This is a genomic window from Stenotrophomonas sp. RS-48, assembly GCF_030053245.1.
GTDB lineage: Bacteria > Pseudomonadota > Gammaproteobacteria > Xanthomonadales > Xanthomonadaceae > Stenotrophomonas > Stenotrophomonas maltophilia_P.
This window is the reverse complement of the sequence record NZ_JASGBV010000012.1, coordinates 40270-64080: the sequence shown is the minus strand read 5'-3', so window position 1 is coordinate 64080 and position 23811 is coordinate 40270. Positions and strand designations below refer to the sequence as shown.

Below are 23811 nucleotides of genomic sequence, written 5' to 3'. Positions count from 1 at the left end.
GCGCAGGCTGCCGCGCGGACCCAGCCCCTCGACCAGACCGACCAGGTCGGCCAACGGCACCAGCCGATCGCCTTCCACGGCCACCACCACGGTTGGCGGCAGGATGGCGGTGGGATCCACGCGGTGCAGGTCGATCGATTCGGACAGGCGCAGGTAGGCGGTCACCGGGGTGCGCGCGACGTACTGCGCGCCCGCCGCGTCGAGGTAGTCCTCGGCGGCCACACGGACGCGGCCGTTGACCACCTCGGGCGGAGCGTCGAAGCGCTCGCCGAACTCTTCCGGCGTGCGGTAGCTGAGCATCGCGAACTGCCTGGCCAGTGCCAGGCCATGGTCTTCACCGCATTGCAGCTGTCCCAGGGCGACCGCCCGGCGCTGCAACGCACGCCACGCCGCGGCATAGGGGTGCGGACGGTGCGCACCACTGGCCAGCACCAGCTGGCGCACGCGGGCGCGATGGCGGACAGCGAACTGCTGCCCGACCAGGGCGCCATAGGAGTAGCCGACAAAGGCCTTCAGTGTGCGGATGCCCAGGTGATCCAGCAGCAGGGCCAGCGCGTCGGCCTGGTCGGCCGTGTCGATCGGCACGTCCAGCGCGCCATCCGCACCGATGAAGTCGAACGCCAGAACGCGCAGCTGCTGCGGATCGAGCGTGCGGCCACTGCCGACCAGTTCCTCGGCCCAGCCCTTCTCGGCGAACTGCGCGTTGGACGCCACATGGCGATGGGCGGAGATGCCGCCAGCCAGTACCACCACCGGTGCATCGACCGGTCCCACCCATTCGTAGCGAACGCGTACCGGGCACGCGCCGGCGTGGCGCATCGACAGCACCGCGGCGAACTCGCCGCGCTCGGCGTGCACGCGGTCTTCGACCGGCACGCTGACGGGGACAAAGGGTTCGGGGCGAAGCGTGGTGCTGGGGGCGAAGCTCATGGCGGGATCCGTTAGGGGAATCGGCCATCGAGCCTTCGCGGGGCTCGCGTTCGAGATGCACCTGCGGTGCATGGTTCGAACCATCTTCCGGTGGACGCCACGGTCCCCGCAGGATTTGGCACCTACGCCGGCACTTGCGCGCCTGCGGGCTGCCCCGGCTTCAAAGGGCCTGTCCCTCTGCCGGTCTCGATGGTGGAGCCACGATGCCATCGCTTTCCGCGCATGTCAATCCCTTCATGCGGATAAAGCGATGAATGCACAGAGCGATCGCTGCGGCCCACCTTTCGCGGATCAGGTACAGTCGCGGCGGTCCCCCTGTCCGGAACGCCCGATGCCGCGCCTGCCCTTGTCCTGCCTGCTGCTGCCGCTGCTGGTCAGCACCACCGCCGGAGCTGCCGACTGGCGGCAGGGCTGGGGCCTGGTGCCCTCACCGGCCCCCGCCCCCGGCACGCAGGGCATCGGCCAGGCGGTCCCCATGGCGCAGCTGCGGCTGCAGCAGGTGGGCGAATACTGGCAGGCCCGGATCGACAACACCCTGGCCGGCCCATTACAGGTTGAACTGCGCGCTGGACCCGGGCGCCCCATCGAGGGCCTGCCGGTACGGTCGCTGGTGCAGGGCGACAGCAGCTTCGTGGTCGGTCACCTGCCCTCGCCCGTGGGCGGCAGCACGCTCGACGTACGCCTGCAGTCGGTACCGGGCCGTCCCGACGCCCGCGCCGAAGACGTGGCCTACCGCCTGCCGTTCGACGCCGCACGCCTGCGCGTGGACCAGGCGCCGCAGGGCCGGTTCAGCCACGATGACGAGGAGAACCGCGACGCCGTGGACTTCGCCCTGCCCGAGGCGACGCTGGTGCTGGCCGCGCGCGAGGGAACGGTGATGCAGATCCAGGACGGCTTCCGCGGCAACGGCCAGGACCGCGAGCGCGACGGCGGCAGGGCGAATTTCATCCGTGTCCTGCACAGCGACGGCAGCATGGCGCTGTACGGCCATCTGCAGGCAGGCGGCATGCGCGTGCGTCGTGGCCAGGCCGTGCAGGCCGGACAGCCGATCGGCCTGTCCGGCAACAGCGGCTACAGCAGCGCCCCGCACCTGCATTTCGTGGTGCAGGTCAACCGCGGCATGGCGCTGCGCTCGGTACCCGTGCGCATCTTCGCCTCCCAGGGACAGCTGCAGTTCGCCCGCCAGGGTGATGCCGAGGGCGCGGCCGGGCGCTGACCGGCCACGGCCGGTATAATCAGGCGCTTATCTCTTTGAAAAGCGCCCCGGGCGGGCGCCACTGCCATGTCCGAAGTCGCCACCGAAGCGTCGCGTCGCCGCACCTTCGCCATCATCTCCCATCCTGACGCCGGCAAGACCACGCTGACCGAAAAGCTGCTGCTGTTCGGAGGCGCGATCCAGATGGCCGGTTCGGTCAAGGGCCGCAAGGCGGCCCGCCATGCCACCTCCGACTGGATGGCGCTGGAGAAGGAACGCGGCATCTCCGTCACCTCCTCGGTGATGCAGTTCCCGTACGAAGGCAAGATCGTCAACCTGCTCGACACCCCCGGCCACGCCGACTTCGGCGAGGACACCTACCGCGTACTGACCGCGGTGGACTCGGCACTGATGGTGATCGACGTGGCCAAGGGCGTGGAAGAGCGCACCATCAAGCTGATGGAAGTGTGCCGCCTGCGCGACACCCCGATCATGACCTTCATCAACAAGCTGGACCGCGAGGGCAAGGACCCGATCGAACTGCTGGATGAAGTGGAAACCGTGCTGGGCATCCAGTGCGCGCCCGTCACCTGGCCGATCGGCATGGGCCAGCGCCTGAAGGGCGTGGTCCACCTGCTGACCGGCGAGGTGCACCTGTACGAACCGGGTCGCAACTTCACCCGCCAGGATTCGACCATCTTCCCGTCGATCGACGCTCCCGGCCTGGCCGAGAAGATCGGCGCACAGATGCTGGCCGACCTGCGCGATGAACTGGAGCTCGTGCAGGGCGCCAGCCATCCGTTCGACCTGCAGGCCTATCGCGAGGGCAAGCAGACGCCGGTGTTCTTCGGTTCGGGCGTGAACAACTTCGGCGTGCAGCCCCTGCTGGACTTCTTCGTCGAGCACGCGCCATCGCCGCAGGCACGCGCCACCACCGGCCGCGAGATCGCCCCGGAAGAGAGCAAGCTGACCGGCTTCGTGTTCAAGATCCAGGCCAACATGGACCCGCAGCACCGCGACCGCGTCGCCTTCATGCGGGTGTGCTCGGGCCGCTTCAGCGCGGGCATGAAGACCTTCCACGTGCGCACCGGCAAGGAGATGAAGCTGGCCAACGCCCTGACCTTCATGGCCAGCGACCGTGAAATCGCCGCCGAGGCCTGGCCGGGCGATGTGATCGGCATCCACAACCACGGCACCATTTCCATCGGCGATACCTTCACCGAAGGCGAGGCCGTCACCTTCACCGGCATCCCCAACTTCGCCCCGGAGCTGTTCCGCCGTGCGCGCCTGCGCGATCCGCTCAAGCTCAAGCAGCTGCAGAAGGGCCTGGCCCAGCTCTCCGAAGAGGGCGCGACCCAGTTCTTCCGGCCGCTGACCAGCAACGATCTGATCCTGGGTGCGGTGGGCGTGCTGCAGTTCGACGTGGCCGCTTACCGCCTGAAGGACGAGTACGGCGTGGAAGCCACCTTCGAGCCGGTCAGCGTCACCACGGCGCGCTGGATCCACTGCAGCAACGAGAAGAAGCTGGAAGAGTTCCGCGAGAAGAACGCACTGAACCTGGCGCTCGACGCCGCCGGCCATCTGGTCTATCTCGCGCCGACCCGGGTCAACCTGCAGCTGGCGCAGGAGCGCGCGCCCGACGTGCGCTTTGCCGCCACCCGCGAGGCCGCGCACACCCTAACCGCTGGCTGAATCCGGCCAGTCAGGACATCGGACTTCCGTGTGGAGGCGGGCGTGCATGCGCCCGCCATCGCGGCGATGATAGGGGGGCGCGGGTCCCCCTCCCCGCGAATGATGCCTACGCCATGTCCTCGACTTCCGTTGCTTCGATCCGCGAAGAAATCGCCAGTGCGCTGACCCACGGTCTCGGCGCCGTACTGGCGCTCGGTGCGGGTGCCGTGCTGATCACCCTGGCCGCCATCTACGGCGATGGCTGGCAACTGGCAGGTGCGATCGTGTTCGGCATCGCGCTGCTGCTGCTGTACACCGCCTCCACCCTCTACCACGCCATCCAGCATCCGGTTGCCAAGGGCAGGCTGAAGGTCTTCGACCACTGCGCGATCTATGTACTGATCGCCGGTACCTATACGCCGTTCACGCTGATCGGCCTGCGTGGCCCGTGGGGCTGGGGTCTGTTCGCCGCGATCTGGACGCTGGCCCTGGCCGGCGTGGTGTTCAAGCTGTTCTATACCGGCCGCTTCAAGCGCCTGTCCACCGCCATCTACGTGGCCATGGGCTGGCTGGTGATCGTCGCGGTCAAGCCCATGCTGGCCTCCATCGATGGCTGGACGCTGGGCTGGCTGCTGGCCGGAGGTATCTCCTACACGCTGGGAACCTACTTCTATCACCGCGAATCGATCCCCTATTCGCATGCGATCTGGCACCTGTTCGTGATCGGCGGCAGTGTCTGCCACTTCGTCGCGGTGACCATGCAGGTGCTGTAGATATCCGTGCCACACGCGTTCATGTGCACACCGCGCACATGAACGCTTCGCGCTGCGTCCACCCGCGCAGGGCAACCATGGCAGCGTGAATGCGACTGCCTCCCCTGCTCCGCCGCGTCCGTCGCGCTGGCGCTTCCGCCGCCCTGGCCCGCGAGGCCAGCGCTGGCTGGCGGTGCTGGTGTTCCTGCTGGCGGCCATCCTGGTATTGATCGCGCTCTGGGACTGGAACTGGTTCAAGGGGCCGGTCGAGCGGGCGGTACAGGCGCGGACCGGCCGCGTGCTGCAGATCGGCCACCTGGATGTCGACCTCGGCCGTACCAGCACGATCCGCGCCGACACCGTCACGTTCGCCAATGCGTCATGGGCGAAGCAGCCGAACATGGCCAGTGCCGACCGGGTCGAAATCGACCTGCGGGTGTGGCCCCTGCTGCGGGGCAGCGTGCAGCTCCCCGAGATCCGCCTGACCCGTCCCGACGTGCTGCTGGAAACCGCCCCACGCAAGGGCGAGCCGGGCAACTGGGATTTCCTGGGTGACAGCCGCGGCGGCGCCACGCCCCAGCTCAAGCGGCTGCGTATCGATGACGGCCGCCTGCAGTTCATCGACGCGGCGGGTCGCACCGACATCCATGTCAATGTGCGTAGTGGCCGGCCCAGGCAGGCGGATGCCGCGCCGCCCCTGCTGGTGCAGGGCAAGGGTCGTTGGCAGGGCAATCCTTTCACCCTTCGCGGCGGCACCGAATCTCCGCTGGAACTGACCGACAGCGATCATCCCTTCCGCATCCATCTTGATGGGCGTGCAGGTGCCACCCATGCCGTCGCCCGTGGCACCCTGACCAATCCCTTCCAGCTGCAGGTGCTCGACCTCGCTTTCGCGCTCAGTGGCCAGGATCTGGCCGACCTGTATCCCCTGCTGGGCATCGCCATTCCGCCTTCGCCGCCCTATGCCCTGGAGGGGCGCCTGAAGCGCGACCATAACGTGTGGCGCTACGAGCAGTTCACCGGCAAGGTCGGCGACAGCGATCTCGGCGGCAATGTGAAGTTCGAAACAGGTGGTGCGCGCCCGCGCCTGACGGCCACGCTGGAGTCCCGCCGGCTGGACTTCGACGACCTGGCCGGCTTTGTCGGCGCCCCGCCCAGAACCGGTGGCGGCGAGACCGCCAACGCCGAGCAGAAGGCCGAGGCCGCACGTGTGGCCGCGAGTAGCAGGGTGCTGCCTGACACGCCGTACAACCTGGGCAAGCTGCGCGCGATGGATGCCGATGTGCGCTGGAAGGCACATCGCATCAACGCACCATCGCTGCCGCTTGACGATATGGATGCGCATCTGCTGCTGGACGATGGCGTGCTGCGGCTGGACCCGCTGAACTTCGGTGTGGCCGGTGGTGACATCCGCAGCACGATCCGCATGGATGCGCGGCAGCCGCAGATCGCCACCGCGCTCAAGGCCAGCGTGCGCGGCGTGCAGCTGGGACAACTGTTCCCGGATGCGAAGCTGGCCGAGCAGGCCAAGGGCGGCATCGGTGGCGAAATCGACCTCAGCGGCCGCGGCAACTCGATCGCCGCCATGCTGGGCAGCAGCAATGGCGATGTGGGCCTGGCAATGGGACGTGGCCACGTCGGCAATCTGGTGATGGAACTGGCCGGGCTGGACATCACCGAGGCAGTCAAGTTCCTGGTGACCGGCGACAAGCAGATTCCGCTGCGCTGCGCCTTTGCCGACTTCGGCGTACGCGAGGGATTGATGACAAGCCGCACGTTCGCCGTCGATACCACCGACACGCTGATTCTCGGCGAAGGCACCGTCAGCCTGCGCGATGAGTCGCTGGACCTGCTGCTGAAGCCACGGCCGAAGGACCGCAGCATCCTCGTGCTGCGCTCGCCGCTGCACATCGCCGGAACGTTCAAGGATCCTTCGTTCCGCCCGGACTTCAAGGCGCTCGGCGTCCGCGGTGCGGTCGCCCTGGCACTGGGAAGCATCGCGCCACCGGCCGCGCTACTGGCCACGATCGAACTGGGCCCCGGCAAGGACGCCGACTGCGGCGGGCAGTACGCGAAGTAGTAGCGTTTGTTGGATCGCGAATTGAGGGGCACGCGCGGAACCACAAGGTGTTGCCAACCAAGGCTGGCCGCTACCCACCGCGTTCCCAGCAATGTATCCAGAAGCGGAGGGCATGGCCGTGCAGGACCGTTGGCGCCATGGATGGCGCCATCGAGCCCCCATGGAAGGGTTTACGGCGTGTCCTGCACGGCCATGCCCTCCGCCTTCCGGCGCATCAGCAAGGCACCGCTTTGGCTTTGGCTTTGGCTTTGGCTTTGGCTTTGGCTTTGGCTTCGGCTTCGGCTCCGAACAGCGGGCCGGCGGGCCGCAGGCCCGCCAGCGAAAACTCATCCCGCCACGATGTACTGCTGCAGCTGGTCCAGCTCGCGGCGCTGTGCATCGATCACCGACTTCACCAGATCGCCGATGGAAATCACGCCCAGCACCTGTCCCCCCTCCACCACCGGCAGATGGCGGATACGGTAATCGGTGACCAGCTGCAGGCAATGTTCGACCTGTTCGCCGGGCGCCACCGTCACCACCTTCGCAGTCATGATCTCGGCTACCGCCGTATCGCGTGAGGAACGATCGCGCAGGACGATCTTGCGGGCGTAATCACGTTCGGACAGGATGCCGACCAGTCGCGGCCCTTCCATCACCAGCACCGCACCGATGCCCTTTTCGGCCATCAGCCGGATCGCATCGATCACCGCCGCGCCGGGCGCGACCGCATGCACTTCAGGGGACTTGCCGTCCAACAGTTGCCGTACCGACGTCATCTGCCTGCCCTCCCAGGGTGGGTTGCACGACGGAGTCTGCCACGGACGATGCTAGCCAGGCGTCAACCAGGTACAGGGGACGCTGCTTGGACTCCTCATACAGGCGCCCCAGGTACTCGCCGATCAGGCCCAGCGCGATCAGCTGCACGCCGCCCAGGAACAGGATCACCGCCATCATCGTCGGCCAGCCCGCCACGCGGTCGCCGTACATCGCGGCCTTCACGATCACCCAGACACCGAACACGAAGGCCACCGCCGCAGTGGCCAGGCCCAGATAGGTGGCCGCGCGCAGCGGCACGGTGGAGAAACCGGTGATGCCTTCCAGCGCGAAGTTCCACAGCCGCCACAGGCTGAACTTGCTGCTGCCGGCCACCCGCGGGTGGCGCTGGTACGGCACCGCCACCCGGCGGAAGCCAACCCAGCTGAAAAGCCCCTTCATGAAACGGTGACGCTCACGCATTTCACGCAACGCGCTCAGCGCGCGTGGCGACAGCAGGCGGAAGTCCCCGGTATCGGCGGGAATCGGCGTGCGCGACAGGCGGCCGATCACCCGGTAGAACATCGCCGCGGTCGCACGCTTGACCCAGCTCTCGCCCGCGCGCGCCCGGCGCGTGCCATAGACGTTGTCATAACCCTCGCGCCACCGCGCCACGAACTGCGGCAGCAGCTCCGGTGGATCCTGGCCGTCGGCATCGAGAATCATCGCCGCACCCTCGCGGACGAGATCCAGCCCGGCGGTCAGCGCGGCCTCCTTGCCGAAATTGCGCGACAGCTTCAGCGCCGACACGCGTGGCTCGGACTGCGCCAGCGCGGCGATCACCTCCCAGGTTCCGTCCTGGCTGCCGTCGTCAACGTAAAGGATGTGGCCATCGATGTCCGGCATCGCATCCAGTACCGCGCACAGGCGCGGGTGCAGTACCGGCAGCGCCAGAGCTTCGTTGCAGGCGGCAATGACGACGGTGAGGCGTTCACGGATCATGCCCGGATTGTACGTCGCCAGTGCGGAGCGGCGCAGACGCCCGCCTCAGTCCTCGGCCAGGTACGCAGCGCCGCCCAGCTGCCGGGCCTGGCGCTGGATCCACGCGGCGCGACGCTGTACGTAGGGACCGGGCGAGGCCGCGCTGTAGCGCCGCGGTGCCGGCAACACGGCCGCCAACCGTGCGCTCTCGGCCGGGCTGAGGCGCGCGGCGTCCTTGCCCCAGAAGGTCTTCGCCGCCGCCTGCGCACCGTACACGCCGTCACCGAACTCGGCGATGTTCGCGTACATCTCCAGGATCCGCTGCTTGGGCCACAACGTTTCGATCAGCACCGTGTACCAGACCTCCAGGCCCTTGCGGATCCAGCTGCGGCCCTGCCAGAGGAACAGGTTCTTGGCCACCTGCTGGCTGATGGTGCTGGCCCCGCGCAGCCGGCCGCCCCGCGCGTTGTGGTCACGCGCCTTCTCGATGGCCTGCAGATCGAACCCACTGTGTTCGGGGAAACGCTGGTCCTCGGCCGCCACCAGCGAAATCGGCAGGCTCGGCGCCATCTGGTCCAGATCCCGCCACTGGTAGTGCAGCCGGTAGGCCCAGTCGCCCGCACCCAGCGCCTCCCCGTAGCGCCACAGCATCACGCTGGAAATGGGCGGATCCACGAAGCGCAGCACCAGCACCTGCAGGCAGCTGAAGGCCACGAACAGCACCGGCAGCCACAGCAGCCGCTTCCAGTGCCAACGCCGGCGGCGCGGAACGTCCCCGGCCACCTTCACCTTGTCCTGCTCTCCCTCTGCCCCCATTAGTGGTGCATCCTTCTTCTGCCTGGCTGTCGGCGCATTATCCGGCAACCACCCCTGTTTCCGCGCGATGTGAGCCGATGACCGCCCAACCTGATTCCCTGATCCGCTTCCTGCTTCCCGACGCGGGTGTCCGCGGCGTACACGTGCGCCTGCAGGCCACCTGGCAGGAAATCCTGTCCCATGCCCATTACCCGGATGCCGCAGCCGAGCTGCTCGGCGAAGCCTGCGTGGCCTCGGCGCTGTTCACCGGCCACACCAAGGTCGACGGCCGCCTGTCCATCCAGCTGCGCAGCAGCACCACGCTGCGCACGCTGTTCGCCGAATGCACCGCCGCCGGCACCCTGCGCGGCATCGCCCAGCTCAGCGAGGGCGCCGACGCGCCGCGCGATCTGTCGAGCCTGGGCGATGACGCCCTCCTCGCCATCACCATCGAGAACCCCGGGCTGGACCCGCGCGAACCGCAGCGCTACCAGAGCCTGGTCGGGCTCAGCGCCGCGGAACTGGACGAGGCCTTCGAGGACTACTTCCGGCAGTCGGAGCAGTTGCCGACGCGACTGCTGCTGGCCGCCGACCGCGCGGGGGCCAGCGGCCTTCTGCTGCAGAAACTGCCCGGCGACGAGGGCGACGAAGACGGCTGGTCACGCGCCAGCGCCCTGTTCGAGACCCTGGGCAGGGCCGAACTGCTCGCTACTCCCGCCGAGCAGCTGCTGCACCGCTTGTTCCATGAGGAGAACCCGGAGCTGATGGGCAGCAAGCCACTGTCCTTTGCCTGCTCCTGCTCGCGCGAACGGGTTGCCTCGATGCTGCAGTCGCTGGGCGAGGAAGAGGCGCGGGCGGCGGCCGAAGCCACCGGCGAGGTCGAAGTCCGCTGCGAATTCTGCGGACGGGAGTATCACTTCCCGTTGACGGAGTTCGGCATACTGTTCCACGGTGCCGAGGGGGCTGTTCCGGCACCTGAACGCCTTCAGTAAGCGGCGGGTCTTGCACCTGGGGAGGATCAAGGCTTGTTAAGAAATCATAAACACCCTAGGATCGAGTCCCCGCCCCTGCGGGAACTTCCGTTGTCTGTCCCTGTCTGAACTGGTCCGATGCGTACCTATCTGCGTCTACCGCTGGCCCTGCTGATCGCCCTTGGCGCGGTCGCGGGCGCGCATGCGCAGAGCAAGGACACCCGCACGGTGCTGCCGGTGTGGAACAAGGGCAGCGGCAAGGTCGAAGCCCTGCTCTACCTGGAACCCACCGGTGAGCAGGCCGCCGGCGCCCGCTGGCATTTCGGCCGCAATTCGCTGGATGCGGCCTTTGGCCTGTCGTCGGGCGACTCGCTGGGCCTGCTCTGCAGCAACAGCAGCAGTACCAGCATCAGCGGTCTGGCCAGCCACTGCATGCTGGCCAGCCTGGGCGACGACGATGACCTCAGCAGCCGCCGCTTCACCGGCACGGCTGCCCTGAACCGGGGCAGCAGCCGCCTGGGCATCACCGCCGGTACCGGTCGCGAAACACTGCCCGCCTGGCTGGCCGGCCCGAACAAGACGCCGTCCCTGCGTGCCGAGCAGAACGACCTGACCGTGTTCGCGCAGAAGAACATCGGCCGCGAAGGATTCGTGTCCATCGCCGGCACCTACGCCAAGGCACGCCTGGTTCCGCTGGCCGATGCCTCGCCGGCCCTGGTCGATCGCTGGGACAGCAAGAGCCTCAGCCTCGGCGCCGGTTACGGCAACTTCACCGGCAGCATCATCGGCCGCGTGGTCGACGTGCCCGGCCGCCCTGGCAAGTGGGAAGGTCTGGGCATCGGCCTGACCTGGCGGACGCCGTGGTCCGGCCAGCTCACCGTCGGCGCTGAGAACGTGATCAGCCGCGGCAAGAACCCCTTCTCTCCACGCAACGAGAGCAACGACGACGGCACCGTGCCGTATGTGCGTTACGAGCAGGATCTCTGACCGCTCGCACTTCCCTCATGCAGTGACATCGCGGGCGCCGGAAGGCGCCCGTTGCGTTTGCGTGTGCCGCACTCCCTCTGCGCCCCTCCGGCGCTGTCGCAATGTGTGCGTTTCTCGCCGCCGCGACATGTTTCGATACATATCAATGGAAACTTTTTTCATCATTTTTTTTTAACAAACGAGGCACCATGCCACAAACCCTACTGCAAGCCGTTGAAAAGTATTGACATTCCATGAATTTACACAAATCACAGCTTTGATTAACACAGCTTTAATTCTTGGCAGGCGCCCGCTACTATCGGCTCAGCCTCGCGATTTGGAAGCGCACTTTCGCTTCCCCGCCGGGCATAACCCCAGCCAAGATTTCTTGGAGAGAGAGAGCCAATGAATTTCCAGTCCAACAAGCTGCGTGACGCTGTTGTCGTCGCGCTGATCGCGGGTGCGGCCACGTCCGTAACCGCCCAGGCGCAGGAAGCGACCAACCTGGATCGCATTTCGGTGACCGGTTCGCGCATCAAGAGCACCGACATCGAAACCTCGCAGCCGGTCCTGAGCCTGACCCGCGCCGATATCGAAAAGCAGGGTGTGACCTCGGTTGCCGATATCCTGCAGCGCGTCGCCGCCAACGGTGCCGCACTGAACCGCACCTTCAACAACGGTGGTGACGGTTCGGCCGGCGTCAGCCTGCGCAACCTCGGCGCCGAGCGCACCCTGGTGCTGGTCAACGGCCGTCGCTGGACCACCGGTCTGGACGGCAGCGTCGACCTGAACACCATCCCGACCGCGATGATCGAGCGCATCGACGTCCTGAAGGACGGCGCTTCGACCATCTACGGTTCGGATGCCATCGCCGGCGTGGTGAACATCATCACCAAGCAGAACTTCGACGGCGCCGAGGCAAACTTCTACAAGGGCCAGTACAGCCAGGGCGACGGCGATCGTGAAGCCTATGACTTCACCATCGGCACCACCACCGACCGTGCGTCGCTGGTGCTGGGTGCGTCCTACGTGAACGAGAAGGAGGTCATGGCCGGCAATCGCAAGATCTCCGCTGGCGGCCCGCCGTTCTTCAGCGGCCAGAGCGGCACCGGCATCCCGGGCTCCTACGTCCGCAATGATCAGCGCTACGTCATCATCAATGGTGTGGAAACCCCGTTCGTCAGCAACGTGCACGGCTACAACACCGCGCCGGACAACTACCTGCTGACCCCGAACGAGCGCACCTCGCTGTTCGCCGTGGGTTCGTACAACATCACGGACAACATCTCCTTCCGCACCGAGGCGATGTACAACGAGCGCAAGTCCGAGCAGCTGCTGGCGGCCATGCCGGTGACGGGCATGACGCTCAGCGCGGACAGCATGTACAACCCGTACGGCCAGGACCTGACCGGCGTGAACCGTCGTTTCAATGAAACCGGCGGCCGTTCGTTCAACCAGAACGTCAAGAACTGGCACTTCTACGGTGGCTTTGAAGGCTTCTTCGAGTTCGCCGACCGCAACTTCGACTGGGATGTCGGCTACCGCTACGACAAGACCGACCAGAACGACCTGACCTACGGCCTGTTCAACATCCAGCGTCTGGATGAGGCGTATGGTCCGTCGGCGCTCCGCGATGGCCAGGCTGTCTGTCTGACCGCAGGCGGAGCCGTCATTCCGGGCTGCGCACCGATCAATCCGCTGGGTGGCGAAGGTTCGATCTCGCAGGCGGCACTCGACTACACCTCGTTCACCGCGCACGATTCGGCCAGCCTGGTGTCGAAGAGCTACTACGCCAACATCTCCGGTGAGATCGTGCAGCTGCCGGCCGGTGCGCTGGGCTTCGCTGCCGGTTATGAGAACCGCAGGGAAAGCGGCCAGTTCGACCCCGACGCCTTCATCGCAGCGGGCCTGAGCACCGGCAACGGCGCTGCGCCGACCAAGGGTGCTTACGACCTGGACGAGTTCTACCTGGAACTGTCGATCCCGGTCCTGGCCGATCTGCCGGGCGCCCAGCTGCTGGACTTCAGCGTGGCGACCCGTTACTCGGACTACAGCAACTTCGGTAACACCACCAACAACAAGTTCGGTTTCCGCTGGAAGCCGATCGAAGACCTGATGGTGCGTGGTAACTATTCCGAAGGCTTCCGCGCTCCGAGCATCAACAACCTGTACCGCGGCGACACCGATTCGTTCGAGACCTACGCCGACCCGTGTGCCCGGGCCAACAACCCGACCGGCGCAGTGCTGGCGCAGTGTATCGCCCAGGGCGTTCCGGCGAACTTCGTCCAGCCGAACACCGATGGCGAGTCTGGCCCGCTGCAGACCGTCGAGCCGTTCACCTGGAAGTCGAACCCGGATCTGAAGCCGGAAACCTCGACCAGCAAGACGCTGGGCCTGGTGTGGAGCCCGAGCTTCGTCTCCGGCCTGAACGTGACCCTGGACTGGTGGCAGATCAAGATCGAAGACGCCATCACCCGTCCGGCGATCGGCGACATCATGGATCGTTGCTACGGTGGTACCGCGCAGCAGCAGGCAGCCTACTGCGGTCTGATCACGCGTGACCCGAACTACGGCACCATCAACGAGCGCTACACCATCACCAACGTCGACATGCCGCTGATGAACCTGGCGTCGTACAAGGTGGAGGGCTGGGATCTGGGCGTGCTGTACAAGCTGCCGGAAACCTCGTTCGGCCAGTTCACCGTCAGCCTGGACGGCACCTACCTGAGCAAGTGGGAGACCAAGTCGACCGAAGATGCTCCGGTTGATGGCCGTCAGGGCCGCTATCTGGACCAGGATCCGTACTGGCGCGTCCGTTCCAACCTGTACGTCGACTGGTCCTACGGTGACTTCGGTGTCAACTACGGCCTGCGCTACAAGTCGGGCATGACCGAAGACTGCCTGCTGGGCGCATCCACCCGTGCCTACTGCTCGGATCCGGAAGGTCGCAAGAACCACATTGGTGCCACCACGTACCACGACATCCAGGTGCGCTACAACACCCCGTGGAAGGGCACCATCATGCTGGGCCTGAACAACGCGTGGGACAAGGATCCGCCGGTCTCGTACACGGTGTCCTACAACATGTTCGACCCGCAGTACGACCTGCCGGGCCGCTACATGTACATGCAGTACAAGCAGAAGTTCTGATCGGTTGATCGATCGATGACTGCAGCAACGGCCCCGCAAGGGGCCGTTGTTCTTTCTGCACTGCCGGGGCGTACCACCCTGCACCGGCAACAAAAAAGCCGCGATCAGGTCGCGGCTTTTTCGTGGGCAACGGAAACCGTCAGCCGTTCGGAATGAGCGTCTCGATCAGGTGTTCGACATAGGCCTCGAAATCCTCCCGCGCCTGCTTCGGCTGCTGCAGCTGCAGCGACAGCTGCAGGAAGCCCACATAGGCCGCATAGGCCAGGCGCGCACGATGGCGTGCGTCGGTGGAGCTCAGGCCTGCCTGACGGAACGAGGCGATGAGGTAATCGAGGCGACGCTGCGAAACGCGGTCGATCACCGGCCGCACCATCGGATGGTCCAGCGCCTTCAGCAGCTCGCTGTAGATGATGTGCGGCTGCACTTCGTGCGCCACCATCTGGAACAGCTGACGCAGGCGCGCGCGCGGATCCGGCACGTCTTCCAGGCTGCCGAACACCTGCTCCTGCTCGAACAGCTCCCACCGCTCCAACGCCGCCTGCAGCAGTGCGTCGCGCGAGGGGAAATGCCAGTAGAAGCTGCCCTTGGTGACGCCGAGGCGCCGCGCCAGCGGTTCCACCGCGACGGCACCCGCGCCTTGTTCAGCAATCAGATCGAGGGCCGCCTGGGCCCAGTCTTCGGCGCTCAGGCGGCTGTTGCGGCCGGCGCGCGGTTCGCCGGCAGAAGCGTCAGGTTGATTCATGGAGTGATTTAACCATACGGCGGGGTTCGTTGCAGTACGCGGATGCAGCCGAAGGGCTCCGCTGTGCAGACCGGCCACCTGACGCGCCGCACCATACCATGCAGTATTGACATCCCCCGCAACCGATCCATACTAGCAAGTATGGTTACTTCCCCCACACCCGTTGCGTTCCACGACCTGCGTCTGGAAGCCGCGCACGGCACACGGCTGGCCGCCACGGCCAGCGATCACGGCCGCCGCGGCCGGGTGCTGTTCGCCCACGGTTTCGGGCAGACCCGGCATGCCTGGAACGCCACGGCCCGCGCGCTGTCTGCTGCCGGCCTGCAGACGCTGGCCTACGACGCCCGCGGTCACGGCGATTCGGACTGGAATGCCGCCGACCTGCCCTATCACGGCGAGCAGTTCGCCGACGACCTGATCGTGCTGGCCGGCGAACAGCCGCGCCCGCCGGTGCTGGTCGCCGCCTCGATGGGCGGCCTGTTCGGCCTGCTGGCCGAATCGCGCTGGCCGGGCCTGTTCTCGGCGATGGTGCTGGTGGACATCACCCCGCGCTGGGATACCGCGGGCGTGGAGCGCATCCTCGCCTTCATGACCGCCCATCCCGATGGCTTCGCCTCGCTGGCCCAGGCCGCCGACGTGATTTCCGCCTACATGCCGCACCGGCCTCGCAAATCCGAGCAGTCGCTGCGCGCGCTGCTGCGCGAGGATGGTCACGGCCGCTGGCGCTGGCACTGGGATCCGCGCCTGGTCGCCGAGCTGGCCCGCGACAGCGAGCAGCACCAGGATGCGCTGGCCGATGCCGCGCGGCAGGTGAAGTGCCCGATGCTGCTGGTCAGTGGGGGTCGCAGTGACCTGGTCACGCCGCAGACCGTGGCCGAATTCCTGGCGCTGGCCCCGCACGCGCGCCACGTGCAGTTGCCGCAGGCCACGCACATGGTCGCCGGCGACGACAACGACGCCTTTACCGCTACTGTGTTGGACTATCTGGACGTGTTGCCTGCGGTGGACGCCGCAGCTTCGTCCGTCACAAACGAGCACGTCACCGGAGCACGCTCATGAGCATCGTTCTTCCCTTCCTTGCCCTGCTGCTGGCAGGCGCATTCGCCGCCTACCACCGCATGCGGCTGGTCACCTGGACGCTGATCGGCGCCGCGCTGCTGGTCGCCTGCTGGTTCATCCCCTACGTCAACCAGACCGCCACGATCGTCGCCGCCGCCGTGCTGGCCGTGATCGCCGTACCGCTGCTGCTGCCGTTCATCCGCAAGCCGCTGCTGACCGGTCCGATGATGAAGGTGTTCCGCAAGGTACTGCCGCCGCTGTCGCAGACCGAGCGCATCGCACTGGAAACCGGCTCGGTCGGTTTTGAAGGCGAGCTGTTCACCGGCGATCCGGACTGGAACATCCTGCTCAACTATCCCAAGCCGCAGTTGACCGCCGAGGAGCAGGCCTTCCTCGACGGCCCGGTGGAAGAGCTGTGCCGGATGGTCAACGACTGGGAGATCACCCACGTCCACGCCGACCTGCCGCCCGAGCTGTGGGCCTTCATCAAGAAGAACAAGTTCTTCGGCATGATCATCCCGAAGGAATACGGCGGCCTGGGCTTCTCTGCGCTGGCCCACCACAAGGTGATCCAGAAGCTGGCCTCGGTATCCTCGGTGGTCAGCTCGACCGTCGGCGTGCCGAACTCGCTGGGTCCGGGTGAACTGCTGGTGCATTACGGCACCCAGGAGCAGAAGGACCAGTACCTGCCGCGTCTGGCCGACGGCCGTGAAGTGCCCTGCTTCGGCCTGACCGGCCCGTTTGCCGGCTCCGATGCCACCTCGATTCCCGACTACGGCATCGTCTGCCGGGGCGAATGGAATGGCGAGCAGGTGCTGGGCGTCAGGCTGACGTTCGACAAGCGTTACATCACCCTGGCTCCGGTCGCATCGCTGATCGGTCTGGCCTTCCGCATGTACGACCCGGATGGCCTGATCGGAGAGACCCGCGACATCGGCATCACTCTGGGCCTGCTGCCGCGCGATACCGCCGGCGTCGAGATCGGCCGCCGCCACTTCCCGCTGAACTCGACCTTCCAGAACGGCCCGATTCGCGGCAAGGACGTGTTCATCCCGCTGACCCAGCTCATCGGCGGCGCTGCCATGGCCGGCAAGGGCTGGAACATGCTCAACGAATGCCTGGCCGTGGGCCGTTCGATCACGCTGCCGTCCACCGCCAGCGGTGGCGCCAAGGCCGGCGCTGCGGTGACCGGCGCCTACGCGCGCATCCGCAAGCAGTTCGGCCTGTCGGTCGGCCGCTTTGAAGGCGTGGAGGAGGCACTGGCCCGCATCGGCGGCAAGGCCTACAAGATCAGCGCGCTGTCGCAGGCCACGGCTGCCGCCGTCGACCGCGGCGACGTGCCATCGGTACCGTCGGCGATCGCCAAGTACCACTGCACCAGCATGAGCCGCGAGGTGATCTCGGACGTGATGGATGTCATCGGCGGCAAGGGCATCATCCTCGGCCCGCGCAACTTCGCCGGCCGCAGCTGGCAGGCTGCGCCGATCGCGATCACCGTGGAAGGCGCCAACATCATGACCCGCAGCCTGCTGATCTTCGGCCAGGGTGCGATTCTCTGCCACCCGTGGGTGCTGAAGGAGATGAAGGCTGCACAGGATCCGGATACCCGTGCCGGCCTGCAGGAATTCGACCGCAGCCTGTTCGGCCACATCCGCTACGGCATTTCCAACGCCGTGCGCTCGTTCTGGTTCGGCCTGACCGGCGCTCGCTTCGGTGCCGCCCCGGGCGATGCCTACACCCGCCGTTATTTCCGCAAGCTGGACCGCTATTCGGCCAATCTGGCGCTGATGGCCGACATCTCGATGATGACGCTCGGCGGCAAGCTGAAGTTCAAGGAATCGCTGTCCGGCCGCCTGGGCGATGTGCTGAGCCACATCTACATGACCAGCGCCATGCTCAAGCGCTACCACGATGAGGGCGCACCGCAGGCCGACCAGCCGCTGCTGGCGTGGGCCTTCCATGACAGCGTGCACAAGATCGAAGAATCGCTGTCGGCCGCCCTGCGCAACTTCCCGATCCGTCCGATCGGCTGGCTGATGTGGGCACTGATCTTCCCGCTGGGCCGCCGCGCCGAAGCACCGGGTGATCGCCTGAGCCGTCGCGTCGCCGCTCTGCTGATGGCGCCGAACGAAGCGCGCGACCGCCTGGCACAGGGTGTGTTCCTGACCCCGTGCGAGAACAACCCGGGCGGCCGCATCAACAGCTATCTGGCCAAGGCCATCATGGCCGAGCCGGTGGAGCGCAAGTTCCTGAAGGCGCTGAAGAGCAAGGGCATCGAGGCGCTGGACTTCCAGAGCCAGCTGGACGAAGCCGTGGCCGAAGGTGTGATCACCCAGGACGAGCGCACGCTGCTGGAAGAGCTGCGCACGCTGACCCTGGACACCATCACCGTGGACGACTTCGACACCCACGAACTGCGCGCGGCCAGCTACTACGACCGCCAGCACAAGGACCCGCACTCGCAGGCCGCCTGATCGCCCGCGACACGCGTTGCCTCGACGGCGGGCCTCGGCCCGCCGTCGCTTTATCCGCCCAACGGAATCCCACCATGTCCACGCCCCTGCTCTCGCTCTACAACCGCCTGCAGCGCTGGCCTGCCGGCACCTGGCTGTTCTCGCGCGCGGTGTGCTTCAAGGCGCCCTACTTCGCCAGCATCGCGCCGCGCATCACCCGCCTGGAAAACGGCCGCTGCGAAGGTACGCTGGTGGACCGGCGCAGGGTGCGCAACCACATCGGCACGGTGCACGCGATCGCGATGTGCAATCTGGCCGAACTGACGGCCGGGCTGATGGTTGATGCATCACTGCCGAAGGGCATGCGCTGGATCCCCAAGGGCATGCAGGTGCAGTACCTGGCCAAGGCACGCGGCACGCTGCAGGCGGTGGCACTGCCGGCGCAGCCGATCGTGGTCGCGGCCCAGGGCTATGCGCTGCCGGTGACGGTGAGCGTACGCGACCGTGCAGGGACCGAAGTGTTCAGCGCCGTCATCGACATGTGGATGTCGCCGGCCAAGTGAGGTTCCGGCCAACGGCGCAGCCCCTCGTGGGTTGGTCGCGGCATGCGGTTATCGGTTGGGCCGGATGGGTCGAGCCAGGCGGGGACGCCGTGAACCCATCCCTGGGGGCTTAGCCGCGCCATCCATGGCGCGGATACCCCGCCCGGCCCGACCCATCCGGCCTCTGACAGATCTGTGCGGCGTCCAACCCACGCAGAAGAAAAAAGAAGAGCAGAAGCAAAAGCAGCCCATCGGCCGCTTTTGCTGTTGGTGTTGCTGTTTGCTCTTTTTTTTCTTCTCCGTGGGCTGGACGCCCGCGGAAACTGTCAGGGGCCGGGCGGGTTGGGTTCGCGGGGGTGTCCGCGGCATGGATGCCGCGGCCAAGCCTACAGGGACGTACTTGCGGCGTCCCCCGCGAACCCAACCCGCCTGGCCAAACCCATGACACGCTCTACGCGGCCAACCCACGAGGGGCTGCGCCGTTGGCCGGAACTCACACCAGCGCGCGCAGCACCAGCGCCAGGATCGCCGGCAGCGCCTGGATCATGAAGATCCGGCGGCTCACGCTGTAGGCGCCATAGCACCCCGCCACGACCACGCAGGCCAGCGAGAACGTCACCAGCACCGGCTGTGCCATCACCAGCCCCGCCACGATGCCGGCCGCCAGGAAGCCGTTGTACAGCCCCTGGTTGGCCGCCAGCACCTGTGTGGTCTGCGCCTTCTCCGGCGTGTTGCGGAACGTCTTCAGCCCCAGTGGCCGCGTCCACAGGAACATCTCCAGCACCAGGAAGTACACATGCAGCGCGGCAACCAGCAGCGTCAGCAGCAACGCGATCCATGACATCGTGGGTTCTCCTCAAATGGGGGGCGACCTCAACGGTCGCGGGGCAGCTTCTTCTCTTCGCGCAGCACGCCGAACGCGGCCAGCGTCATGAACGCGGCCACCGCAACGCCTCCGATGAACACCACGTGCGAACCGAACAATGCCAGTCCCTTGTGCACCCAGGTGAAGCTCAGGTCGGCCCCACGATAGACCACCGTGTCGATGGCCGCACCGGCCTTGTAGCGCCATTGCCGGTCGACACGGGTATAGATCGTCTCGCGTGCCGGCTTGGCCAGGGCGAACTCGCTGGCCCGGGTCATCACCTGCACCACCGCCACCATCAGCGGCATCGGCGACGCCGCCAGCACCGAGAAGCCGATCAGGATCGCGAAGCCGGGAATCAACAGCGCCGGAGCGATGCCGTGGCGCGACAGCAGCCAGCGGGTCAGGCCCAGCTGCATCAGCAGGGCCAGCGCGTTCACCGCCAGATCGATGCGCGAGAAAAATGCGGTGCTCGCCGCAGGGTCGGTGAACGACGCGCGCACGATGCTGGCCTGCTGGTTGTACAGCAGCGTTCCCACGCCGACGCCGAACACCACCATGATGGCCAGCCAGCGCAGCAGGGGCTCGCGCGCGATCAGCTTCAGGCCATCAAGCACGCTGCCGCCCATCGGCTGCTCGCCGGAGACCAGTTGCTGCTCGCGTTCACGCAGCACCGCCCAGTGCCGCAGGCGCCAGATGCACAGCAGGCACACGATCAGGAAGCCGGCCGAGACCAGCATCAGGTTGGCGATACCCACCCGCTGCACCAGCGCACTGGTGATGATCGGGCCGAGGAACGCGCCGAGCGTGCCGGCCGCGCCGATGTAGCCGTAGTACGCACGGGCCTGCACGTTGGAGAACACATCCGCCATGAAGCTCCAGAACACGGCGACGGCGAACAGGTTGAACACCATGACCCAGAAGAAGAAGGCCATGCCCCGCCCCGGCACGCCGCTATCGAACAGTGCGTAGAAGCCCAGCAGGGTCGCGATGAAGAAGCCATACACGGCCGGCAGGAATACCCGCCGCGGAAAGCGGCTGACCAGCCAGCCATAGACCGGCTGCAGCACCAGCATGATCACGAACACGCAGGAAAACAGGAACTGCAGGACGAAATCCTTCAGTGCGATGCCGTGGCTGGCGAACCAGGCGATCAGCACCGGCGGGAACACCGTCTCCAGGTCGGCCGAGGCCGCCATCGCCTCGCGTACCGGTCGCAGCACGTAGTAGCCGCTCAGCAGGCAGAAGAAGTAGAGGAACGACCACCACAGAGCCGGGGACTCGCGCAGCGCTGCCAGCAGCCCGCGCAACGGCCTCCCGTCCTGCACCGAACTCATGCGGCGCCCCACGCCAGCAGGCAGCGGTTGGACAGCGGCATGGCAGGCTCCGGGGGGCGGCAAAGCGCGTACGTTAGCCAATGCACTGCAACATCGCCAGCGCGGCACGCAGGTGGCACCGCAGGGGACTCGCACGGGCGACCGCCGACACGTTCGGATACACAATCCGGCAGCGTCAAAATTCCAACTTTTTCAACGAGATGCGCATTCATCTTCGCTTTGTTTGTGCACAGGCGAAAAGCGGCGCTAGAATCGCCATCAGCAGTCGCGCACGGGTCCAACCGATGAAAAAGAACAGCCTGCGTCGTCCGATCCGTTCGGCGGCCACCGGTTTGCTGGGCATGCTGATGCCCGTTGCCTTGTCCACCACCGCGCAGACCCCGCCGGCCTTGCCGCCGATGCCGGCCAACATCGAGACCGCGGCCGCGCCGGCCGTCGCTCATACCCAGCCGGCCGCTTACCGTACCGGCCTGATGCCGCAGGTGCAGGCACCCGCCCCCGGCTTCAACGTTGCCAACATCGAATCGATGGCGCAGCAGCTCACCTATGGCGAGCGCGTGCCGGGCATGGCGGTGGCGATCGTGCAGGGTGGACGCGTGCTGAGTGCGCGCGGTTACGGCGTCACCGACGTCAACAATCCGCTGCCGGTCGATGCCCATACCGTGTTCCGGCTGGCCTCGCTGTCCAAGGCCTTCGCGGGCACCATGGCCGGCCTGCTGGTCAATGACGGCACGCTGCGCTGGGACAGCAAGGTCACCGACTATGTGCCCGGCTTCCGCCTCAACTCGCCGGAAGCCACCGAGCGTCTGACCGTCGCCGACGTGCTCAGCCACCGCGTCGGCCTGCCCTACAACGCCTACGACCGTGACATCGAAGGCAACGCCGAGTACTACGCACTGACCCAGAAGCTGGCCAACACCAGCCTCAAGTGCCTGCCAGGCGACTGCTACGCCTACCAGAACGTGGCCTTCAGCCTGATCGGCGACGTCGTCTACGCCGCCTCCGGCAGCTTCTACGAGCAGGCGGTCGAGCGCCGCATCTTCAAGCCGCTGGGCATGAACGATGCCAGCCTCGGCCTGGCCGGCATCCAGGCCAGTTCGCGGTGGGCACGTCCGCATGTGCGCAGCCGTAATGGCTGGGTGTCGCTGACGCCGAAGCCGACCTACTACCGGGTCGCGCCGGCGGCCGGCGTCAACGCCAGTGCCAGCGACATGGCACAGTGGCTGCTGGCCCACACCGGTCATCGCCCCGACGTGCTGCCGGCACCGCTGCTGGCCACCCTGCATTCGAGCCTGATCAACACGCCGGGCGAAATGCGGTCGGGCTGGCGCCGCGAGCGTCTGCATTCGGCCGGCTACGCGCTCGGCTGGCGCACCTTCGATTACGCCGGTCATGACGTGGTGTTCCACGCCGGCGCCGTGCAGGGCTACCGTGGCCTTGTCGCTCTGGTCCCGGAGCGTGATCTTGGCATCGCGATCATGTGGAACGGCGAAAGCGGCCTGCCCAGCGGCCTGCTGCCGACCGTGCTCGACTCCGCGCTTGGCCTTCCCTCGCAACGCTGGCTGGACGTGGATACCGACTTCGGCAGCGACAACCTGATGGCCGAGGGCGCAAGCCCGGCGCAGCAGGACAAGCGCAAGGGCAAGGGTGCATCCAGCAACCGCGCGGTCGCCTCGCCGCGCTGAACCGGCACTCCCTGGCATCACCGGAAGGGCGGCCCATCGGTCGCCCTTTTTTTTTGCGGGCTGCAGGCAGGGGATAAAAAAACCCCCTCCTCGCTGGGCAGCCGAGGAAGGGGTTTCAGGGTACGGCTATCGGGAAGTACTTAGATCAGCGGCGCCGGGGTTGCCGGCAGAGCGACCGGAGCGGCCTTCTTCTTGCGGGCGGCCGGCTTGCGCTTGGCGACCTTCTTCGCTGCCTTCTTCGGGGCAGCCTTCTTGGTCGCCTTCTTGGCCGCCTTCTTCGCAACCTTCTTTACGGCCTTCTTGGTCGCCTTCTTGGCGACCTTCTTGGCCGGCTTGCGGGCAGTGGTCTTCTTGGCGGCCTTCTTTGCAGTCTTCTTCGCTGCCTTCTTGGCGACCTTCTTCACTGCCTTCTTCGCGGTCTTCTTCGCCGGCTTCTTGGCTACCTTCTTTGCCGCCTTCTTCACTGCCTTCTTCGCAGTGGTCTTCTTGGCGACCTTCTTCGCAGCCTTCTTCACCGCCTTCTTGGCGGTCGCCTTCTTTGCGACCTTCTTCACTGCCTTCTTGGCAGCGGCCTTCTTAGCGACCTTCTTCACCGCCTTCTTGGCGGCGGGCTTTTTCTTCGCAGCTTTCTTGGTTGCCATGGGATGGCTCCTCGTCAGTGATAGGGAGTTGAAACGCCCAGGTGGATCAAACCCGCGGATGCTGCGTGCGGGGACCGCCGGCGCGTCAGGCGCGCCGTTACGGATGCGGCAATGCCTGCCTCGATCGGCGGAGCAGGCATCGGAACGGGAGTTGCCTTGCATTTCTCCGGGGGAAGCGGGGCCATGTCCACCGTCTTGGGGATCGCGGTGGCTTTCGAGGGGCTGCTTCGCATCGGACGATTGATTCTGCGCACTCGGTTG

19 protein-coding genes and 1 riboswitch are annotated in these 23811 nt (G+C 66.5%); of the genes, 11 read left to right on the top strand and 8 right to left on the bottom strand.

Going from position 1 to position 23811, the window contains the following annotated elements; all coding sequences use genetic code 11:
- Positions 1–930 (bottom strand): homoserine O-succinyltransferase (locus QMZ25_RS03165; RefSeq protein ID WP_283219110.1); only part of this gene is annotated, 930 nt, incomplete at its 3' end.
- 77 nt (positions 931–1007) lie between these two features.
- Positions 1008–1126: riboswitch (SAM riboswitch) on the bottom strand.
- A gap of 135 nt (positions 1127–1261) precedes the next feature.
- On the opposite strand from QMZ25_RS03165, the gene QMZ25_RS03160 reads away from it, so the two are divergent.
- The 4 genes from QMZ25_RS03160 (at position 1262) to QMZ25_RS03145 (ending at position 6628) form a co-directional block, all read left to right on the top strand.
- Positions 1262–2146 carry a M23 family metallopeptidase gene (locus tag QMZ25_RS03160; RefSeq protein ID WP_053519887.1) on the top strand — a complete coding sequence of 295 codons (885 nt, stop codon included), beginning with the start codon at positions 1262–1264 and terminating at the stop codon, positions 2144–2146.
- A gap of 66 nt (positions 2147–2212) precedes the next feature.
- Positions 2213–3817, top strand: a complete 1605-nt coding sequence (locus tag QMZ25_RS03155) for a peptide chain release factor 3 (RefSeq protein WP_065174802.1) — start codon at positions 2213–2215, stop codon at positions 3815–3817.
- Between the two features lie 113 nt (positions 3818–3930).
- A complete protein-coding gene (locus QMZ25_RS03150; RefSeq protein ID WP_053519889.1) occupies positions 3931–4569 on the top strand; it encodes a hemolysin III family protein in 639 nt (212 codons plus the stop codon).
- A gap of 85 nt (positions 4570–4654) precedes the next feature.
- Entirely contained in the window at positions 4655–6628 is a 1974-nt protein-coding gene (locus QMZ25_RS03145) for an AsmA family protein (protein WP_065174801.1), read from the top strand.
- 326 nt (positions 6629–6954) lie between these two features.
- Here the strand turns inward: QMZ25_RS03145 and QMZ25_RS03140 are convergent, their stop codons facing one another.
- From QMZ25_RS03140 to mtgA, 3 genes are read right to left on the bottom strand one after another with little or no spacing between them, the layout of a single operon-like run.
- The gene (locus QMZ25_RS03140) at positions 6955–7386 is read right to left on the bottom strand and encodes a CBS domain-containing protein (protein WP_053520201.1); all 432 of its coding nucleotides are present in this window, start codon (positions 7384–7386) and stop codon (positions 6955–6957) included.
- Positions 7346–8365 carry a glycosyltransferase family 2 protein gene (locus tag QMZ25_RS03135; protein ID WP_065174800.1) on the bottom strand — a complete coding sequence of 340 codons (1020 nt, stop codon included), beginning with the start codon at positions 8363–8365 and terminating at the stop codon, positions 7346–7348. Before QMZ25_RS03135 ends, QMZ25_RS03140 begins: the two co-directional genes overlap by 41 nt.
- A gap of 45 nt (positions 8366–8410) precedes the next feature.
- Complete coding sequence (gene mtgA, locus QMZ25_RS03130; protein ID WP_197572348.1) at positions 8411–9160, bottom strand: monofunctional biosynthetic peptidoglycan transglycosylase; 750 nt, start codon at positions 9158–9160, stop codon at positions 8411–8413.
- Positions 9161–9237: 77 nt separating this feature from the next.
- Between mtgA and QMZ25_RS03125 the strand changes: the two genes are divergently transcribed.
- The 3 genes from QMZ25_RS03125 (at position 9238) to QMZ25_RS03115 (ending at position 14226) form a co-directional block, all read left to right on the top strand.
- Positions 9238–10131, top strand: a complete 894-nt coding sequence (locus QMZ25_RS03125) for an Hsp33 family molecular chaperone HslO (protein WP_283219109.1) — start codon at positions 9238–9240, stop codon at positions 10129–10131.
- Positions 10132–10248: 117 nt separating this feature from the next.
- Complete coding sequence (locus tag QMZ25_RS03120) at positions 10249–11097, top strand: hypothetical protein (protein ID WP_128990771.1); 849 nt, start codon at positions 10249–10251, stop codon at positions 11095–11097.
- Positions 11098–11481: 384 nt separating this feature from the next.
- Positions 11482–14226, top strand: coding sequence for a TonB-dependent receptor (locus tag QMZ25_RS03115; protein WP_065174797.1), 2745 nt, complete (start codon positions 11482–11484; stop codon positions 14224–14226).
- A 139-nt stretch (positions 14227–14365) separates the two neighbouring features.
- Here QMZ25_RS03115 and QMZ25_RS03110 read toward each other — a convergent pair whose 3' ends face one another.
- Positions 14366–14968 carry a TetR/AcrR family transcriptional regulator gene (locus tag QMZ25_RS03110; RefSeq protein ID WP_283219108.1) on the bottom strand — a complete coding sequence of 201 codons (603 nt, stop codon included), beginning with the start codon at positions 14966–14968 and terminating at the stop codon, positions 14366–14368.
- A 141-nt stretch (positions 14969–15109) separates the two neighbouring features.
- Here QMZ25_RS03110 and QMZ25_RS03105 point away from each other — a divergent pair, with 141 nt between their 5' ends.
- The 3 genes from QMZ25_RS03105 (at position 15110) to QMZ25_RS03095 (ending at position 19043) form a co-directional block, all read left to right on the top strand.
- A complete protein-coding gene (locus tag QMZ25_RS03105; RefSeq protein WP_065174796.1) occupies positions 15110–16027 on the top strand; it encodes an alpha/beta hydrolase in 918 nt (305 codons plus the stop codon).
- A complete protein-coding gene (locus QMZ25_RS03100; RefSeq protein WP_074899564.1) occupies positions 16024–18501 on the top strand; it encodes an acyl-CoA dehydrogenase in 2478 nt (825 codons plus the stop codon). The genes QMZ25_RS03105 and QMZ25_RS03100 overlap by 4 nt, the downstream gene beginning before the upstream one ends.
- 74 nt (positions 18502–18575) lie before the next feature.
- Positions 18576–19043: a hotdog fold domain-containing protein gene (locus tag QMZ25_RS03095; RefSeq protein WP_065174794.1), complete on the top strand. Its 468-nt coding sequence runs from the start codon at positions 18576–18578 to the stop codon at positions 19041–19043.
- A 472-nt stretch (positions 19044–19515) separates the two neighbouring features.
- Here QMZ25_RS03095 and QMZ25_RS03090 read toward each other — a convergent pair whose 3' ends face one another.
- The gene (locus tag QMZ25_RS03090) at positions 19516–19866 is read right to left on the bottom strand and encodes a DUF1304 domain-containing protein (RefSeq protein WP_111186717.1); all 351 of its coding nucleotides are present in this window, start codon (positions 19864–19866) and stop codon (positions 19516–19518) included.
- A gap of 29 nt (positions 19867–19895) precedes the next feature.
- Positions 19896–21224 carry an MFS transporter gene (locus tag QMZ25_RS03085; RefSeq protein ID WP_053520263.1) on the bottom strand — a complete coding sequence of 443 codons (1329 nt, stop codon included), beginning with the start codon at positions 21222–21224 and terminating at the stop codon, positions 19896–19898.
- Positions 21225–21508: 284 nt separating this feature from the next.
- Here QMZ25_RS03085 and QMZ25_RS03080 point away from each other — a divergent pair, with 284 nt between their 5' ends.
- Positions 21509–22909 (top strand): serine hydrolase domain-containing protein, encoded by a 1401-nt coding sequence (locus QMZ25_RS03080; RefSeq protein WP_053520262.1) that lies wholly within the window; start codon positions 21509–21511, stop codon positions 22907–22909.
- A gap of 140 nt (positions 22910–23049) precedes the next feature.
- On the opposite strand, the gene QMZ25_RS03075 is transcribed toward QMZ25_RS03080, so the two are convergent.
- Positions 23050–23550 carry a histone gene (locus QMZ25_RS03075; RefSeq protein ID WP_065174792.1) on the bottom strand — a complete coding sequence of 167 codons (501 nt, stop codon included), beginning with the start codon at positions 23548–23550 and terminating at the stop codon, positions 23050–23052.
- Between the last annotated feature and the right edge of the window lie 261 nt (positions 23551–23811).

What these genes read in the sequence shown, in the direction of transcription:
- QMZ25_RS03160 (WP_053519887.1), top strand. Translation starts at nt 1,262, where the DNA reads ATGCCGCGCCTGCCCTTGTCCTGCCTGCTGCTGCCGCTGCTGGTCAGC.
- QMZ25_RS03155 (WP_065174802.1), top strand. Translation starts at nt 2,213, where the DNA reads ATGTCCGAAGTCGCCACCGAAGCGTCGCGTCGCCGCACCTTCGCCATC.
- QMZ25_RS03150 (WP_053519889.1), top strand. Translation starts at nt 3,931, where the DNA reads ATGTCCTCGACTTCCGTTGCTTCGATCCGCGAAGAAATCGCCAGTGCG.
- QMZ25_RS03140 (WP_053520201.1), bottom strand. Translation starts at nt 7,386, where the DNA reads ATGACGTCGGTACGGCAACTGTTGGACGGCAAGTCCCCTGAAGTGCAT.
- QMZ25_RS03135 (WP_065174800.1), bottom strand. Translation starts at nt 8,365, where the DNA reads ATGATCCGTGAACGCCTCACCGTCGTCATTGCCGCCTGCAACGAAGCT.
- mtgA (WP_197572348.1), bottom strand. Translation starts at nt 9,160, where the DNA reads ATGGGGGCAGAGGGAGAGCAGGACAAGGTGAAGGTGGCCGGGGACGTT.
- QMZ25_RS03125 (WP_283219109.1), top strand. Translation starts at nt 9,238, where the DNA reads ATGACCGCCCAACCTGATTCCCTGATCCGCTTCCTGCTTCCCGACGCG.
- QMZ25_RS03120 (WP_128990771.1), top strand. Translation starts at nt 10,249, where the DNA reads ATGCGTACCTATCTGCGTCTACCGCTGGCCCTGCTGATCGCCCTTGGC.
- QMZ25_RS03115 (WP_065174797.1), top strand. Translation starts at nt 11,482, where the DNA reads ATGAATTTCCAGTCCAACAAGCTGCGTGACGCTGTTGTCGTCGCGCTG.
- QMZ25_RS03110 (WP_283219108.1), bottom strand. Translation starts at nt 14,968, where the DNA reads ATGAATCAACCTGACGCTTCTGCCGGCGAACCGCGCGCCGGCCGCAAC.
- QMZ25_RS03105 (WP_065174796.1), top strand. Translation starts at nt 15,110, where the DNA reads ATGGTTACTTCCCCCACACCCGTTGCGTTCCACGACCTGCGTCTGGAA.
- QMZ25_RS03100 (WP_074899564.1), top strand. Translation starts at nt 16,024, where the DNA reads ATGAGCATCGTTCTTCCCTTCCTTGCCCTGCTGCTGGCAGGCGCATTC.
- QMZ25_RS03095 (WP_065174794.1), top strand. Translation starts at nt 18,576, where the DNA reads ATGTCCACGCCCCTGCTCTCGCTCTACAACCGCCTGCAGCGCTGGCCT.
- QMZ25_RS03090 (WP_111186717.1), bottom strand. Translation starts at nt 19,866, where the DNA reads ATGTCATGGATCGCGTTGCTGCTGACGCTGCTGGTTGCCGCGCTGCAT.
- QMZ25_RS03085 (WP_053520263.1), bottom strand. Translation starts at nt 21,224, where the DNA reads ATGAGTTCGGTGCAGGACGGGAGGCCGTTGCGCGGGCTGCTGGCAGCG.
- QMZ25_RS03080 (WP_053520262.1), top strand. Translation starts at nt 21,509, where the DNA reads ATGAAAAAGAACAGCCTGCGTCGTCCGATCCGTTCGGCGGCCACCGGT.
- QMZ25_RS03075 (WP_065174792.1), bottom strand. Translation starts at nt 23,550, where the DNA reads ATGGCAACCAAGAAAGCTGCGAAGAAAAAGCCCGCCGCCAAGAAGGCG.